Genomic DNA, 15,681 nt, shown 5'->3' on the forward strand with positions numbered 1-15,681 from the left:
GGAGACCACTTGCGCTGCAATAACGTCGATTCCGTCATAGCGAGAAGCTTTACGGAGGGCAAAAGAATGCATGCGCACACCACGACGGAACCAGCCGAAGTGCCGGCGATCACTGCCCGCGGTGTCACCAAGGTGTACGGCACCGGTGAGACTACGGTGCACGCGCTCGGCGGAGTCGACGTGGACTTCGGGCGCGAGCGGTTCACCGCGATCATGGGTCCGTCCGGCTCCGGAAAGTCGACGCTCATGCACTGCCTTGCCGGACTCGACACGGTCTCGGGTGGGCAGGTTTTCCTGGGCGACACCGAGGTCACAAAACTCGGCGACACGGAACTCACCGAACTGCGACGCGAGCGAATCGGGTTCGTCTTCCAGGCGTTCAACCTGCTGCCGGTGCTCACTGCTCGGGAGAACATGCTGCTGCCGATGAAGTTGGCGGGCAGTGAACCCTCGCCCGAGTGGATGGACGAGGTGATCGGCAAGCTGGGCCTTGCGCAGCGCCTCGATCACCTTCCGCACGAACTGTCGGGCGGTCAGCAGCAACGCGTAGCCGTCGCCCGCGCACTACTGCCGCAGCCCGACGTGATCTTTGCCGACGAGCCCACCGGAAACCTGGATTCACGTTCCGGGACAGAGGTTCTGGGGCTCTTGCGGACCAGTGTCCGGGAGACCGGTCAGACCGTCGTCATGGTGACGCACGATCCGGTGGCGGCGTCGTACGCGGACCGCGTCGTGTTGATCGCAGACGGGCGCATCGCCGGCGAGATCGACGCTCCGACCGTCGACTCGGTGATCGGTGCCATGCGAGCCCTCGGTGCCGACGACCTGGCCGATGTTCCCGCAGCTTCGGGCGCACTGCGATGAAGGGTCTGGCTTTTGCCCAGGCGCGGGCGCATGCCGGGCGTTATGTGGCGTCGATACTTGCCGTGGTGATCGCGGTCGGATACATCGTCGCGACTTTGACATTGAGCTCGACGGTTGACGCGAGTGTGAGCAAATCACTTGCATCACAATATGAAACCACGGACGTTGTCGCCTCCGGTCCTGGCGTGACGGAAGCCTTGCTGAGCGCAGTGCCGGGTGTCTCGGCGGTGGCCGACGACGTGTCGACGTATGTTCGTGTCGATTCGGAGGCAAAGGGTGCGTCCTACGGGGATGCGCTCTCGATCGCAGGCAACCCCGAATTGCGTTGGGAGAAGCTGTCGGAGGGTTCGCTTCCTGTCGGTCTCGGTCAGGTGTTGGTCAGTGCGGACTCCGGTATACCGGTGGGTGCTCGAATCACTGTCACGGCACGGGATTCGGCGGTGGGCGCCGCTGCACCCACTGCACAGGTTGTCGGACTGGTCGACCTCTCCGGTTCGGCGCAGCGCCTGGGCGGGATTAAAGTGTTCACCACTGCCGAGCAAGTGAGCGCGTGGGCCGGGGAGAGCGCCACACGTGAATTCCGCGTCGCCGGTGACGGCTCTCGCTCGCAGCGGCAGCTCGTGGATTCGGTTGAGAGCGCGCTGCCTGCGGGCTCCACTGTGCTGACCGGAGAAGAAGCTACCGACAATGCGGCAGCGGAGTACATGGGCGGCACCAAGATCCTCAGCACGGTACTGCTCGCCTTCGGCGCCATCGCCGTTGTTGTTGCTGCGCTGGTGATCGCCAATACGTTTGCCGTGCTCCTCGCGGCGCGCACTCAGGAACTCGCGTTGCTCCGATGCGTCGGCGCCACGGCCAAGCAGGTTCGCCGGAGCATTCGCAGCGAAGCCGCGGCGGTCGGTGTGATCGCCTCGGTGATCGGTGTCGGGCTCGGTATCGGACTCGCCTGGGCGATCGGTCGCGTGGCCACGGCTGTGGATGTACCGGTTCCACTTTCGTCACTCAGCGTCACCCCGGTGACCGTGCTGGTCGGCCTTGCAGTCGGCATCGTGATGACGATGCTCGCTGCATCTGCGCCCGGTCGCGCGGCAACGAGGCTGTCCCCGTTGGCAGCACTGCAGCCGATGGAGTCCAAGCCCGAGAGCGTTCAGGTATCGGTGGTGCGCCGGGTTCTCGGCATAGTGATCCTGCTCGCGGGCATCGCGATGACCGTCTTGGGAGTGACGAATCAGCAGGTGCTGGCGGCAACCGCCGGTGGACTGTTCTCGTTCCTGGGGATTGCAGCCCTGTCCGGTCGAATTGTGCCTGCACTGATCAATGCGGCCGGTGGAGTGTTGGCGAGGGTGATCGGTCCCGTGGGCAGCCTGGCAGCAGGCAACGCCGGTCGGAATCCACGCCGGACCTCGGCAACAGCCACGGCACTGTTGATCGGAGTCGCCTTGACGAGCACGCTCGTCGTGGGAATCGCGACGGTCAAGGAAGCTGCACCCGCGGCGATGGACAGCCAATTCCCCGTCGACGTGATGGTGAGCAGTTCCGGTTCGGCGCCCCTTCCTGCCGGTTTGGGGACCGACATCGCCGCCGTCAACGGGGTCGGCGCAGTGAGCGGTCTGGAAAAGTCCGAGCTGACGATCGACGGGCGTGGCTCGTTGGCCGGATTCGGTGTCGACGCCGCTCAGGTGAAAGATGTTCTGCGTACCGAGATCTCGGTACCTGCTGCCGGTCAACTGGTGCTCTCTCCGGCCGATCTGAGCGGATACAACCTCTCGGCGGGCGATACGGCAACGGTGCGCGGGGATCGCGGCGCCGTGAACGTCAGCGTGATCGAAGGGGTGAAAGGTCAACCAGCACTGCTGGATCGAGGAGATCTCGGTGCAGCGGCCTCCGCACCGACCACCGATTCGTACTGGGTCAGGTTGGGGACGGATTCTGACGAACAGGCTTTGGCCACCACCGACCGCATCACCGAACTCGCACGCCAGGAAGCTCCGGGCAGCGATGTTCAGGGGATGACCGAAATGCGTTCGGCCCTCGATTCGATCCTCGACACCATGCTCATGGTGGTTGCCGGGTTGCTGTCGGTGGCGGTGTTGATCGCCTTGATCGGCGTCGGAAACACCATGGCGCTGTCCGTTCTCGAACGGCGCCGCGAATCCGGACTGCTTCGCGCACTCGGACTGACCAAGAAGGGAATTCGAGCCATGTTGATCTGGGAAGCACTGCTGGTGGCAGGAGTTGCATCGGTGATCGGAGTGCTGTTCGGGATGGTGTTCGGTGTAGCCGGTACCGCTTCGGTGTTCGGGGTCGAGGACGTCGCCCTCAGCGCAGTCCCGTGGGTGCAGTTGGTGGCCATCGTGTTGATCGGCGGAATCTGCGGGGTGATCGCCTCACTGCTCCCCGCTCGGCGGGCGGGATTGGTCTCACCGGTGACAGCTCTCGCGAGTTGACACTCAGAACTGCTTCGTGACCTTTTCGGTGCCCACTCGGCGCGCGGTAGCTTCCGCGTCCGGGTGGGCCACCTGCACGAGTGAGGCGCCTGCAGCGAGAACTGCCAGAAGTCCATCGATCAAGTCGCCGGCCGTCCCCCACGTGCGGCTCGAGAGGACACGATCTGTCGATGCCAGTCCGGAGTTCTTCGCCGATTCCCGTGCCGCGTCGATCGTGTCCGCAACGGACCGGCCTTCCAGTGCCGAACCGGCTCCGGCGCTACGGAATTGGTCGCCGTGTACTCGAATGGAGGTCGCGTAGTCGGCAACACCGAGCGGAAGATCGCTCAGGCCCTTGCCGAACGCGTCGAGTGAGAGTGCAGCGACTTCGGGTACGTCCGAAACATCTTCCAGACGGTCGGCGGTGACAAAAGCGAGTTCGGCGTCAGCGTCGGGGGAGAGGACCACCTCGCCGCCTGCCCACCACACACCCAACAGCACAGCGACGCTCTGCCAGTGCGCGGGAAGCAGCACGGCAACTTTGCCGCCGGGCTCGAGAGCGAACTCGTCCCGAACCAGGTTCGCTGTCTTTGCCGCCCAGTTGGCCAGCGTGCTCGCAGACAATTCGATGCGCTCGCCGGTGGCGTCGTCGTAGTAGGTCACGCGAGGGCCGGCTGGGTCGGCAGTCAAGATCGGTCCGAGGAGGGCGTCGGTCAGGTTGTCTACAGGCGAAGGCACGTAATCAGCTTACGCAGCCGTTCGGTTCACACAGTCTTTCAGTTGACACAGCGGGGGCCGTTGGAGGCTGCATCGATCGGGGGACCGGGAGGGGCAGGGGTGGGACTGGTCTCGGTGGTGCCCGCCGATTCAGTCGTGGTTGCTGCGCCTTCGGACGGAGATACCGCGTCCGCGGACTGCGGTCCGTTGTAGTCCTCGGCAATGACAACCCGAACCTTGCCCGAGGACAATGACGAATCCGCCTTGACCGTCAGACCGCCGAGTGCCTCGGCCACAGCGAGGGCAGCGTCGTCGTCCGCAGACTTTGCGAATACCGTCGATTCGGCGACGTCGGCGCCGGTGTTGTTGCCGACCTGACCCTGCTTGTACCCGAGGGCACTCAACGCCTCGGAAACCCCGCTGGCCAACCCTGCGATGTCGCTGGCGTTCGCGACGTCGACGGTGATCGAGGACGCATTCACGGTGGTCGGTGCCTCGGAGGTCGCCTCCGAATCTTCGCTGTCGGCGCCCACCAATCCGGCGATGTACTTCTTGACGGCCTTGGGATCGACCTTGACGATGGACTCGCCGTAGTCGGTCATGCCGTTGATGTCGAGGACGGGGATCGTCTCGAACTGCACCTTGCCGCCGGCCAGATTCTGCAATTGCTTGGCGAATTCGATGATGTCCCAGTCGTCGTCGATCACGACGGAACGCTGAACGGCTGAGGTCAACTGACTGAGCTTGCCGGGGTCACTGAGGGTTTTTGCGCTGAGCACCTTGCTGACCAGGGACGCCATGAACACCTGCTGGCGCACGATCCGGTCGAGGTCGCCGCGGGGGAGGTCGTGTCGTTGACGGACGAAGCTCAGCGCGTCGGCGCCGTCGAGTGTCTGTTTCCCGGCTGCGAAGTTGGCTCCGGACATCGGTTCGTCGACCGGGGCGTTGAGGCAGACGTCGACTCCGCCCACTGCGTTGGTCAGCAGGACGAATCCGAGCAGACCGACTTCGGCGTAGTGATCGACGGTGATACCGGTCAGATTGGCCACGGCTCCGATGAGCGCGGTCCGGCCGGCTTCCGTCGACTTCTTGTCGGCGTCGCTGTCGGACGACCCGTTGTTCACCAACTTCAGTCGTTCGGTTTCCTTGGTGGCACCGAATGCGGCGTTGATCTTCGACATACCGATACCGGGGACGTTGACATACGCATCGCGGGGAATCGAGATTGCGGTTGCGGAACTTCCGTCGTTGGGGACGCGGATCAAGATGATGGTGTCGGTGTTGGACGCTACTTCCTCACCAGCGCGTAACGAGTCGAGTTCGCTTTGTGAGAGCGGGTTGCCGTGTGCGTCGGTGCGACTGTCGGTTCCCACCATCAGGATGTCGATGGCTCCGTCCTTGCCGCCACCGAGGCCGAGGCCGCTGGCAGTGGCAAGGCTGCTCCTCAACGAGTCCACACCTCGCCATGCGAACCCGGTGACCAGCAGTACGAGCACGGACAGCACAGCGACCGCTATGCGAGCTGGGCTCGTCTTGGTCCGAATCGGCGCAGGTCGTGGACGCGCGCGGCGCTGCGGTTGCTGGTGGGACACTCCTTCAGGTTACTGGTCCGATGCTCGGCCGCGGGTACCTCGACGCGGCGTGCCAGACTGAACCGTGTGACGAATATCCTGCTCACCGGCGCCCGAGGGCAACTCGGGACCCGTGTCGAAACCCTCGCTACCTCGGCGGGTCTTCCCGTCACGGCCGTCGGATCCGACGAGCTGGACATCACCGACAGCCATGTCGTCGACGAGTTCGTCTCGCCCGGTTCGGTGCTGATCAACTGCGCCGCGTACACGGCCGTCGATGCCGCCGAGACCGACCAGGAGGCGGCGAGGGCGGTCAACGAGATCGGACCGCGGAATCTCGCTCGAGCCTGTGCGCGGGTGGGTTCGCGGTTGATCCACGTCTCGACCGACTACGTGTTTCCCGGCGACGCGAGCACACCGTACGAGGTCGACGCAGCGACCGGTCCGGCGACGGTATACGGACGAACGAAACTGGCCGGCGAGACAGCTGTCCGAGAGTCCGGGGCGGACGTGGCGGTTGTCCGTACTGCGTGGGTGTATTCCGGTGTCGGCTCGGATTTTGTCGCCACGATGCGAAGGCTCGAAGCCGAACGTGAATTCGTGAACGTCGTGGACGATCAGGTCGGGTCACCTACTTACAGCCTTGACCTGGCCGGCGGCATCGTCGAACTCGCGCTGCGGGACTTCACAGGTTCGTCGACATTCCACGTGACCAATGGTGGGCAAGCAAGTTGGTACGAGTTGGCGCGCGCGGTGTTCGAGGAGATCGGCGCAGACCCGGCTCGGGTGCGGCCGTGCAGCAGCGCGGACTTCGTGCGCCCTGCTCCCCGCCCGGCATATTCGGTCTTGTCCGAGCGCGCATGGGTTACCGCGGGAATGACGCCGCTGCGTCCGTGGCGAGAGGCTCTGCACGCCGCTCTGGCGTGAGCATTGTTCGGGGCAGTGCCCGCGGACGGCTAGGCTGACCGGCGTGAGTCCCAAGCTGGCCGTGGTAACGGTGACCTACTCGCCAGGCGAGCATCTCGAGAATTTCTTGAGCACGCTCGCCGAGGCGACGACAGAAAAACCCCAGGTCATCATGGCCGACAACGGGTCGACCGATGGCGCCCCCGAGGCCGCTGATGCCAAGTACGAGCATGTCCGTCTGCTTCGAACCGGTGGAAACATCGGCTACGGCGGAGCGATAAATCGGGCTGTGGCGGAGATCGATTCGTCTATCGAATTTGTCGTGATTTCCAATCCGGACGTCCAATGGGCACCCGGTTCACTCGACGAATTGGTCGCTGCGGCAAATCGGTGGCCAAGGGCCGGTGCACTGGGGCCGAAGGTCCTCGAACCAGACGGCAGCGTGTATCCGTCGGCGCGAACGGTACCCGACATCACCTCGGGCGTCGGGCACGCATTGCTCGGCACCGTGTGGCCGAAAAACCCGTGGACTGCTCGGTACCGTCAAGAGAACGAGGCCGTCACCGAGCGCGCAGTGGGCTGGCTTTCCGGCTCGTGCCTGCTGGTACGACGCGACGCCTTCGATGCCATCTCCGGTTTCGACTCGCGATACTTCATGTACATGGAGGACGTCGATTTCGGTGACCGCCTCGGAAAAGCCGGGTGGCTCAACATCTTCGTACCCTCGGCCACTGTCACCCACGCCAAAGGCCATGCGGCAGGCCGTCATCCGGAACTGATGTTGCCGGCCCATCATCGCAGCGCTTACCAGTTCCAGGCCGATCGCCATCCGCACTGGTGGCAGGCTCCGCTACGACTTGCCTTGCGCGGTGGGCTGGCCGTGCGGTCCAAGATCGCCGTAGCTTCTGCTGTCCGCGAGCGCGCTCGCACCGACAAGTCGACCGACAACCCATCAGTTTCGAACCACGGGGGAAAATGATGTCCGATCCGAATCCGACCGACGCCGTAATCCTGGTAGGCGGCAAGGGCACTCGGCTGCGTCCGTTGACGTTGTCTGCGCCCAAGCCGATGCTTCCGACAGCAGGCCTGCCGTTCCTGACACACCTGCTCGCCCGTATCGAGGCGGCCGGTATCAAGCACGTGGTGCTCGGAACGTCTTTCAAGGCCGAGGTATTCGAGGACTACTTCGGCGACGGCTCCAAGATGGGCCTCGAGATCGACTACGTCTTCGAGACCGAACCGCTGGGCACGGGCGGCGGAATCCGCAACGTGCTCCCGAAGTTGCGCGGCGACAACGTCATGGTGTTCAACGGTGACGTGCTCGGTGGCACAGACCTGAACGCCATTCTCGAGACCCACGAGAAGACGGACGCCGACGTGACCCTGCATCTGGTTCGCGTGGGAGACCCGCGTGCATTCGGTTGTGTTCCGACCGACGAGGACGGACGAGTCTCGGCATTCCTGGAGAAGACTCAGGATCCGCCGACGGATCAGATCAACGCCGGTTGCTACGTCTTCAAGCGCGAGATCATCGAGCAGATCCCCGAGGGACGACCTGTGTCGGTCGAGCGCGAGGTGTTCCCGAATCTCCTTGCCGAGGGCAAGCGGGTGTTCGGCCACGTCGACTCGTCGTACTGGCGTGACATGGGAACCCCCGAGGACTTCGTCCGCGGTTCCGCCGACCTGGTGCGAGGCATCGCGCCCTCGCCGGCTCTCGAAGGTCCGCGCGGCGAGTCGCTGGTACACCCCGGAGCTGGAATCGCACCCGGCGCCGTCCTGATCGGCGGCACGGTTGTCGGTCGAGGCGCTGAAGTCGGCGCAGGTGCGCGCCTCGACGGTGCGATTCTCTTCGACGGCGCCGTTGTGGAAGCCGGTGCGGTGGTCGAGCGATCGATCCTCGGATTCGGCGTCCGCATCGGACCTCGCGCGCTGGTCCGCGACGCCGTCATCGGTGACGGCGCGGACATCGGTGCGCGGTGCGAATTGTTGCGCGGCGCACGCGTGTGGCCGGGGGTGACGCTGCCGGACGGTGGCGTGCGCTTCAGCACAGATGTGTGATCGTTAGCTGGCCTACTGGAATACTGGCGGGTATGACTTCTCTTCCGAGCCGTTACGTTGCCCTCGGTGACTCGTTTACCGAGGGCGTCGGCGACGCCGACGAACGATTCCCCAACGGTCTGCGCGGGTGGGCAGACCGAGTGGCCGAACAGTTGGCGGTGAACAATCCCGAGTTCCGCTACGCCAACCTGGCGATTCGTGGTCGCCTACTCGGACCGATCCTCGACGAGCAGGTGGAACCCGCCCTGGCGTTGAAGCCCGATCTGGTGACCATCTACGCCGGCGGAAACGACATGATGCGTCCGAAGCTCGACATCGACGCAGTGGTCGCCCGCTACGATTCGGCAATCGGCCAACTCACCGAATCCGGCGCTCGGGTTCTCATGTTCACCGCGTACGACACCGGATGGTCCGCCTTCTTCGGCAAGCTCCGCGGACGCCTGGCGATCTACAACGAGCTTGTTCGCGAGGTCGCGGACCGTCGCGGTGCGACACTCGTCGACTTTTGGCGATTCTCCGAATATCAGGACCTACGGATGTGGGACTGGGACCGACTGCACATGTCGCCCGCCGGGCACGAGAACATGGCGACGCGGGTGCTCGACGTCCTGGGCGTCGAACACGGATTGACCCCGCCCGATCTGGGGCCGGCGCCGGTTCTCACCAAAGCCGAAACTCGTCGCGAGGATCGTCAATGGGCGCGAGAGTTCTTGGTGCCGTGGGTAGCTCGGCGAGTGAAGGGAACGTCTTCGGGCGACGGCGTCAGCGCCAAGCAGCCAGGGTTGGCGCCCACACTGCATTTCTGAGGTAGCCCGGCTTCAGTCCTGATTCTTGCGCTGATGTGCGAGCGCGACCAGGTGGTCGATGGTCTCGCGTTCGGCAGTCGGCGGCAGCGCGTCCACCGGCCACCATCGGAGGTCGGTGGACTCCGCGCTCCGGACGATATGCGAATTGTCCGGTGCCACAACAAGAAACCGTAGATCGAGATGGCGAGTCGGAACTCCGAGCGAGCACGTGATCGGATGTGTGTGGGCGGAGAGTAGGTCCGCGTCTATCCGAACGTCGTGGATACCCGACTCTTCGCGAGCTTCCCTCAAGGCCGCATCGACCACCGTCTCGTCGTCGGGCTCACAATGACCGCCGAGCTGAATCCACCTGCCTACCTTGGGATGCAGAGTCAACAGGACGTGGCAGCCACTCTCGTCGAGAACCAGAGACGACGCGGTGATGTGTCCCGGTGCATGGCGACGAAGACATCCGTCCGGAGCCGAATCGAGGAACGCGAGCATCGTGTGCCGCAGTGACTCGTCCGCTTCGGAGGGGGTCGCCCAGTCCTCCAGAACGCCCTTGGCCGAGGCGTGCAGCGATTCGGCTGACATGACTTACAACTCCACCAACGCGTCCCCGGGGGCGGAGACGGTGCGCGGAGTCAGGGACTCGAGTGGGTGCCCGATTGCGACCGCGCCGAGTGGCTGCCAGTCCGCCGGGAGATCGAGCTGTGCACGTACGAGGTCGGCGGCGAAGATCGTCGAGCCGATCCAGCAGCTTCCCACGCCGCGTGTGGCCAGCGAGACCAGCAGGCCCTGCACTGCCGCGCCGGCGGCAACCGTGAACATCGTGGACTCCGCGGCGGTACGTCGGGCATCCGGGTAACTGTGTGCGCCATCGGGCACGCAGAAGGGAATGACGACCTCGGGGGCGTCGAACAGGATGTTTCCGCGGGCAACCCGCGCTTCGACGGATTCGTCGCTACGACCGTCTGCACGCAGATCGGCGGCCCACCGCTCCCGCATCTTCTCGAGGAGAGCCGTGCGGACGGACTCGGTACGCAGCCACACGAATCGAACCGGTCTCGTGTGGTGTGGTGCGGGAGCGGTCAGTGCCTCGGCGATCGAGTTGCGAATGATCTCCGCGTCGACGGGGTCACTTGCAAACTGCCGAACCGACCGACGCAGCAGCAGTGCCTGGCCGCGGCCCATCACCGTGGCCTCCTCGGTGCCCAGCCAGAACAGATCGTCGGGGCCGCGGCGGATCAGATCCTGGCCGCTCGAACCGTCGTCCTCGAACCGGAGTCCACGAACGACGGCGACGGGAACGCCGCCCAGCTTGCCCTTGACCAGATCGCCGGCAGCGGCGATCTCGTCAGCGATCGCGATCTCGGTGACGATCAGATCGTTGCCCTGGCTGTCCTGTGCTCCGAGGTAGCCGTGCAGGACCGGAATGCCGGACGAACCGATTGCGGCGTCGGTCTGCCCGTTGCGCCACGCACGACCCATCGTGTCGGTGACGACGACGGCGACGGACTTGCCCGTGCACTCGAAGATTCGGGCGCGCAGGCCCGCAGCGCTTGCGTCGGGATCCAGGGGGAGCAGAGCCAGCTCGGCACCGTCGACGTTGGAGCCGTCGATGCCCGATGCTGCCTGCACGATCCCGAGTTTGTTCTCGGTGATCAGAGTGCGGCCCTTGCGCGCCACTACCCGGACGGCTTCCTGATCGACCAGGAGGCGCCGTGCTGCGTCGCGCTCTTCCGGATCGGTCGGCGAGGAAACGATGCGACCCTCGACTTTGGAGAACACCTTGCTCGTAACGACAACGACGTCGCCGTTCTCGATCCACGGCGTCGCGTCGACGACAGCGGCGGCCAAGTCGTCTCCGGGCCGGAACTCGGGAAGGCCGAGCACGGGAATGACTTCGATTGCGGCGCCGGGGGAGTGATCGCCGGGGGAGTGATTTCTGTCGCGGCTTGCTGCGGTTCGGGGTTCGGTCACAGTTCGACTCCGGCGATCTCGAAAGCCGTTCGAACCATTTTTGCGGTCTCTTCGGGGGACGTCATCAAAAGTGGGATGCTTCGCACGTCCACCCCGTCGATGTCGGCCGTGTCACCTTCGTCGATGAGCCAGCCGTCGAGAATGCCGTTGATCGAACGAGCTCCGTAGTGGTGACCGATCGCCTCGGAGGTCGTGTCGACCCCGATGACGTCAAGGCACTCGTCAGCCATGCCGCGCAACGGTTTTCCGCCGATGACGGGGGAGAGCCCGACAACCTTCGCTGCAGTGGTTCGCAGGGCTCCGCGAATTCCGGGCACCGCGAGGATCGCGCCGACGCTCACGACGGGATTGGACGGTGCGATCAGCACGATGTCGGCACCGTCGATCGCCTCGACCACCCCTGGCGCGGGCTTGGCCTGCTCAGCTCCGACGTGAGCGAAGCTGTGAGTTTCCACCTGTGCTCGATGGCGTACCCACCACTCCTGGAAATGAATCGCCTTCTGCTCACCGTCTTCCGGATCGGTGATCACAACGTGTGTCTCGCTGCGGTCGTCGCTCACGGGAAGCAGTGCGACACCTGGATTCCAGCGATTGCACAACGCTTCGGTGATCGCGGACAACGGATATCCCGTGCGGAGCATCTGGCTGCGAATCAAATGTGTTGCGATATCGCGATCTCCGAGGCCGAACCAGTCCGGCTTCGCTCCGTATGCCGCGAGTTCTTCTTTCGCATTCCAGGTTTCGCCGGCGTGCCCCCACCCGCGTTCGGTGTCGATACCGCCGCCGAGTGTGTACATACAAGTGTCCAGATCGGGGCAGATGCGCAGACCGTGCATCCAGACGTCGTCCCCGACGTTGACGACGGCCGTGATGCGATGTGGGCCTTCGTATTTCTCGAGGGATTCACCACCGACGATTCCGAGCGCATTTTGCACACCTTGAAGGAAACGGGCCCCGCCGACGCCGCCAACCAATACAGTCACGTTCACGACAACAGAGCCTAGGCGGTCGGCGCGTCGTCGTGTCTGGCGGGCAGAAGGTCCCGTCAATTGGGGGCCGGAATACTAATGGATTCATCTCGTTTAGCTTGACCGCGACACGCTGGACGTGTGTAATCTCAAATGTGTCATTCCAACCGCTACTTGTGAGTTCACTTGCAGCGGGGCCGGTTTCGAACACAGTTTCGAACGGTCGACGGGGTGGGGTTGAAGATGGAGTGAAAATTCTGCGCTATTACAGGTGAGGAGGCGGAACGATGCCCAATGAAAATGTCGAGATCAGTTCTCTCGCAATGACAGTAAGCGACGAACCGCAGACCGATTCCCGAGCAGGCGCAGCAGAAGGTGCCTGCAGCAGTGAGTTCGACGGTATGAGTACTCGGCCAGTGCTGAGTCTCGTCACCGGCTTCGAAGAATTGTTCGACACCATCGAGGATCAGTGGCAGGAGCGTGCTCTCTGCGCGCAGACCGATCCCGAAGCGTTCTTTCCTGAAAAGGGTGGTTCGACGAGGGAAGCAAAACGGATCTGCCTCGGTTGTGAAGTTCGTGACGAGTGCCTCGAGTACGCGCTCGCGAACGATGAACGGTTCGGAATCTGGGGAGGGTTGTCCGAGCGCGAGCGTCGGCGACTCAAGCGGGGGATCATCTGATCTGCTGCTGAATCGGTTCTGTCAGCGTCGGGGCTGACGGGCGGTCTTCGAAAGTCTGACCTGCAACGGGGAATTGCAGGTCAAGCAACGACTGTTTTGTTCTTCGTGTGGATTTACTTCTTCGTGTGACATCAGTTTTTTCGTCTGACGGTGCGTCAGTCCTCGTCGGGCAGTATCAGTCCTCGTCAGGCATGGTGGGGTCGATGACCTGTGGGTCGACGCCCAGATACGTGCCGACTTGATGGACCAACACGTCGTGCACCAGATCCGTGAGTTCTTCCGGATCCTTCGCGCGCTGCTCCAATGGGCGGCGAAACAGCACAATTCTTGCGCGAGTCGTATTTCCGTGACGGTCGATTCCGGCCGGAATCAGTCGTGACAGTGGAACCGGGCCGTCTGCGATGACCTCCGGCGGCCACGTGACGGACTCCGGATCGTGCGCGTGGATCTTCGGGACTTCGTCGACTGCGATGTCGAGTTTCGTCAACCGGTCGTGCCACGCGAGGTCGACGGGCGAGAAGGCGTCGAGCACCAGGAGATCGAACTTCTCGGCCCGGGTACGCCTTGCGGGCACCTCCGGGGGAAGTAGCGGTCCGCGCAGGCCACGGCCGTGTCGCTCGATGGAACGAGTGGTGACCGAGCGTCGGCGGCGGGCTTGTGGCATGGCGCCCAGATTACGACAGAAGAAACTGCTCGGTGTGTCCGAGTAGGTTCCGGACGTGGGGAGGGCTAGGCTCCGTACCTGTGAGATCTCTGCGTCGCTGCTGCCGCCCCGGGTGCAAGAACCCCGCCGTCGCGACGCTTACGTATGTCTACTCGGACTCCACTGCGGTTGTCGGGCCGCTGGCAACCGTCGCCGAGCCTCATTCGTGGGATTTGTGTGACACGCACGGCTCGCGAATCACTGCCCCGAAGGGTTGGGAACTGGTTCGCCACGAAGGTGGATTCGCATCGAGCACTCCCGACGAAGACGATTTGACCGCTTTGGCCGAAGCCGTACGTGAAGCCGGTCTCGGAGATCGCAGCAAGTCCAACGTCGACGCAGATGAGGACATACGTCCCGCAGCTCCGAGTACTGCCCGTACAGGGCGTCGTGGACACCTCCGCGTTCTGCCCGACCCGTCCAACTGACGCGAGATTCGTCGCCGCAGACGCTAGGCTCGACCGAGTACTTCCACACCCGAGTACTGCGAATCTCCGGACGCCACGCGCCCGGACGTTCCCGTCTGTGAGGGTGCATGCACAAGGAGAGTTTTCAGTGGGGCGAACAGCCGAGTCGGTTGCTGCAATCATCAAGGCGTACGACGTGCGCGGCGTGGTCGGTGAGCAGATCGACGAAGATTTTGTCCGCGATGTCGGTGCATCGTTCGCCCGTCTGGTCCGCGACGAGGCCGGCGCCGCCACGACGGTTGTGATCGGCTACGACATGCGTGCATCGTCGCCCACGCTGTCTTCGGCTTTCGGGGACGGTGTGCTCGCTCAAGGGCTCGACGTCGTCTACATCGGACTGGCGTCGACGGACGAGCTCTACTTTGCATCGGGTTTGCTGAACTGCCCGGGCGCGATGTTCACAGCGAGTCACAATCCGGCCAAGTACAACGGCATCAAGATGTGCCGGGCCGGCGCCAAGCCGGTCGGTCAGGACACCGGTCTCGCAACCATCTCCGCCGAGGTCGTCTCGGGTGTTCCCGCATACGACGGACCGGCAGGCACCGCCAGCACCAAGGACGTCCTCGAGGAATACGCGAGCTACCTACGCGGATTGGTCGACCTGGCTGCGTTGCGTCCGCTGAAGGTCGCAGTCGACGCCGGCAACGGCATGGGCGGACACACCTCGCCGGCCGTATTCGGGCCGATGCCTCTCGAGGTTCTCCCGCTGTACTTCGAGCTCGACGGCACGTTCCCCAACCACGAAGCCAATCCGCTCGATCCGGCCAACCTCGTCGACCTGCAGGCATACGTGCGCGAAACCGGAGCAGACATCGGCTTGGCATTCGACGGTGACGCGGACCGTTGCTTCGTTGTCGACGAGAAGGGCGACCCAGTCTCGCCGTCCGCGGTGACGGCACTTGTCGCCAAGCGTGAACTCGCGAAGGAACCGGGCGCGTCGATCATCCACAACCTGATCACGTCACGGGCAGTGCCCGAACTGGTCGAAGAACTCGGCGGCGTCGCAATTCGTACCCGAGTCGGCCACTCGTTCATCAAGCAGGAGATGGCCGAGACCGGTGCCGTCTTCGGCGGCGAGCACTCCGCTCACTACTATTTCCGCGACTTCTGGGGCGCCGACTCCGGCATGCTCGCGGCGTTGCACGTACTCGCTGCGCTGGGCGAGCAGGACCGCCCGTTGTCGGAGTTGATGGCGGAGTACACGCGCTACGCGGCCTCGGGCGAGATCAACTCCACGGTGGCGGACGCAGCCGATCGCACGGCCGCCGTACTGGCAGCATTCGCGGACCGCACCGAGTCGGTGGATCGCCTCGACGGAGTCACGGTCAGCCTCGAGGGAAATGCCTGGTTCAACCTGCGTGCGTCCAACACCGAACCCTTGCTGCGACTCAACGTCGAAGCACCCACGTCCGCCGATGTCGACGCACTGGTGAACGAAATTCTGGCGATCGTCCGGGCTTGAATCCGAGTCTGATCGGTTTGTCGGTGAGCCGAAGCCCTGGGATAGTTGGGGGACTATTTCGGGAACGACGGCGTCGGGAACGAAGGCTTTG

At 63.9% G+C, this 15,681-nt stretch carries 15 protein-coding genes; 9 read left to right on the top strand and 6 right to left on the bottom strand.

Features of this window, described 5'->3' with window-relative positions; genetic code table 11:
- The first annotated feature begins 66 nt into the window (after positions 1 to 66).
- Complete coding sequence (locus tag ACSW29_RS11865) at positions 67 to 864, top strand: ABC transporter ATP-binding protein (protein ID WP_448277298.1); 798 nt, start codon at positions 67 to 69, stop codon at positions 862 to 864.
- Positions 861 to 3,311, top strand: coding sequence for an ABC transporter permease (locus ACSW29_RS11870; RefSeq protein WP_347872078.1), 2,451 nt, complete (start codon positions 861 to 863; stop codon positions 3,309 to 3,311). The genes ACSW29_RS11865 and ACSW29_RS11870 overlap by 4 nt, the downstream gene beginning before the upstream one ends.
- A gap of 3 nt (positions 3,312 to 3,314) precedes the next feature.
- On the opposite strand, the gene ACSW29_RS11875 is transcribed toward ACSW29_RS11870, so the two are convergent.
- On the bottom strand, positions 3,315 to 4,028 hold the full coding sequence (locus ACSW29_RS11875) for a TIGR03089 family protein (RefSeq protein ID WP_347872079.1): 714 nt from the start codon (positions 4,026 to 4,028) through the stop codon (positions 3,315 to 3,317).
- A gap of 38 nt (positions 4,029 to 4,066) precedes the next feature.
- Complete coding sequence (locus ACSW29_RS11880) at positions 4,067 to 5,599, bottom strand: LCP family protein (RefSeq protein WP_448277299.1); 1,533 nt, start codon at positions 5,597 to 5,599, stop codon at positions 4,067 to 4,069.
- A gap of 66 nt (positions 5,600 to 5,665) precedes the next feature.
- On the opposite strand from ACSW29_RS11880, the gene rfbD reads away from it, so the two are divergent.
- Genes rfbD through ACSW29_RS11900 form a run of 4 tightly spaced genes read left to right on the top strand, consistent with a single transcriptional unit; the run spans position 5,666 to position 9,348 of the window.
- The gene (gene rfbD / locus ACSW29_RS11885) at positions 5,666 to 6,505 is read left to right on the top strand and encodes a dTDP-4-dehydrorhamnose reductase (RefSeq protein WP_317825432.1); all 840 of its coding nucleotides are present in this window, start codon (positions 5,666 to 5,668) and stop codon (positions 6,503 to 6,505) included.
- Between the two features lie 43 nt (positions 6,506 to 6,548).
- Positions 6,549 to 7,463, top strand: coding sequence for a glycosyltransferase family 2 protein (locus tag ACSW29_RS11890; protein ID WP_448277300.1), 915 nt, complete (start codon positions 6,549 to 6,551; stop codon positions 7,461 to 7,463).
- The gene (locus ACSW29_RS11895) at positions 7,460 to 8,542 is read left to right on the top strand and encodes a sugar phosphate nucleotidyltransferase (RefSeq protein ID WP_019747766.1); all 1,083 of its coding nucleotides are present in this window, start codon (positions 7,460 to 7,462) and stop codon (positions 8,540 to 8,542) included. The genes ACSW29_RS11890 and ACSW29_RS11895 overlap by 4 nt, the downstream gene beginning before the upstream one ends.
- A 32-nt stretch (positions 8,543 to 8,574) precedes the next feature.
- Entirely contained in the window at positions 8,575 to 9,348 is a 774-nt protein-coding gene (locus tag ACSW29_RS11900; RefSeq protein ID WP_230812555.1) for an SGNH/GDSL hydrolase family protein, read from the top strand.
- Positions 9,349 to 9,360: 12 nt separating this feature from the next.
- Here the strand turns inward: ACSW29_RS11900 and ACSW29_RS11905 are convergent, their stop codons facing one another.
- From ACSW29_RS11905 to cofD, 3 genes are read right to left on the bottom strand one after another with little or no spacing between them, the layout of a single operon-like run.
- Positions 9,361 to 9,921 (bottom strand): NUDIX hydrolase, encoded by a 561-nt coding sequence (locus ACSW29_RS11905; RefSeq protein WP_230812556.1) that lies wholly within the window; start codon positions 9,919 to 9,921, stop codon positions 9,361 to 9,363.
- A gap of 3 nt (positions 9,922 to 9,924) precedes the next feature.
- On the bottom strand, positions 9,925 to 11,310 hold the full coding sequence (locus ACSW29_RS11910; RefSeq protein ID WP_347872080.1) for a coenzyme F420-0:L-glutamate ligase: 1,386 nt from the start codon (positions 11,308 to 11,310) through the stop codon (positions 9,925 to 9,927).
- Positions 11,307 to 12,299: a 2-phospho-L-lactate transferase gene (cofD, locus tag ACSW29_RS11915; RefSeq protein WP_448277301.1), complete on the bottom strand. Its 993-nt coding sequence runs from the start codon at positions 12,297 to 12,299 to the stop codon at positions 11,307 to 11,309. The genes ACSW29_RS11910 and cofD overlap by 4 nt, the downstream gene beginning before the upstream one ends.
- Positions 12,300 to 12,679: 380 nt before the next feature.
- On the opposite strand from cofD, the gene ACSW29_RS11920 reads away from it, so the two are divergent.
- The gene (locus ACSW29_RS11920; protein ID WP_020907098.1) at positions 12,680 to 12,958 is read left to right on the top strand and encodes a WhiB family transcriptional regulator; all 279 of its coding nucleotides are present in this window, start codon (positions 12,680 to 12,682) and stop codon (positions 12,956 to 12,958) included.
- A 175-nt stretch (positions 12,959 to 13,133) separates the two neighbouring features.
- On the opposite strand, the gene ACSW29_RS11925 is transcribed toward ACSW29_RS11920, so the two are convergent.
- Positions 13,134 to 13,622 (bottom strand): metallopeptidase family protein, encoded by a 489-nt coding sequence (locus tag ACSW29_RS11925; protein ID WP_230812560.1) that lies wholly within the window; start codon positions 13,620 to 13,622, stop codon positions 13,134 to 13,136.
- Positions 13,623 to 13,702: 80 nt separating this feature from the next.
- On the opposite strand from ACSW29_RS11925, the gene ACSW29_RS11930 reads away from it, so the two are divergent.
- Both ACSW29_RS11930 and ACSW29_RS11935 read left to right on the top strand, forming a co-directional pair.
- Positions 13,703 to 14,089, top strand: a complete 387-nt coding sequence (locus ACSW29_RS11930) for a DUF3499 domain-containing protein (RefSeq protein WP_007731177.1) — start codon at positions 13,703 to 13,705, stop codon at positions 14,087 to 14,089.
- 127 nt (positions 14,090 to 14,216) lie between these two features.
- On the top strand, positions 14,217 to 15,590 hold the full coding sequence (locus ACSW29_RS11935; RefSeq protein ID WP_230812563.1) for a phosphomannomutase/phosphoglucomutase: 1,374 nt from the start codon (positions 14,217 to 14,219) through the stop codon (positions 15,588 to 15,590).
- Positions 15,591 to 15,681: the final 91 nt, after the last annotated feature.

The organism is Rhodococcus sp. GB-02 (assembly GCF_053470465.1).

What these genes read in the sequence shown, in the direction of transcription:
- ACSW29_RS11905 (WP_230812556.1), bottom strand. Translation starts at nt 9,921, where the DNA reads ATGTCAGCCGAATCGCTGCACGCCTCGGCCAAGGGCGTTCTGGAGGAC.
- ACSW29_RS11900 (WP_230812555.1), top strand. Translation starts at nt 8,575, where the DNA reads ATGACTTCTCTTCCGAGCCGTTACGTTGCCCTCGGTGACTCGTTTACC.
- ACSW29_RS11920 (WP_020907098.1), top strand. Translation starts at nt 12,680, where the DNA reads ATGAGTACTCGGCCAGTGCTGAGTCTCGTCACCGGCTTCGAAGAATTG.
- ACSW29_RS11895 (WP_019747766.1), top strand. Translation starts at nt 7,460, where the DNA reads ATGATGTCCGATCCGAATCCGACCGACGCCGTAATCCTGGTAGGCGGC.
- ACSW29_RS11865 (WP_448277298.1), top strand. Translation starts at nt 67, where the DNA reads ATGCATGCGCACACCACGACGGAACCAGCCGAAGTGCCGGCGATCACT.
- ACSW29_RS11870 (WP_347872078.1), top strand. Translation starts at nt 861, where the DNA reads ATGAAGGGTCTGGCTTTTGCCCAGGCGCGGGCGCATGCCGGGCGTTAT.
- ACSW29_RS11925 (WP_230812560.1), bottom strand. Translation starts at nt 13,622, where the DNA reads ATGCCACAAGCCCGCCGCCGACGCTCGGTCACCACTCGTTCCATCGAG.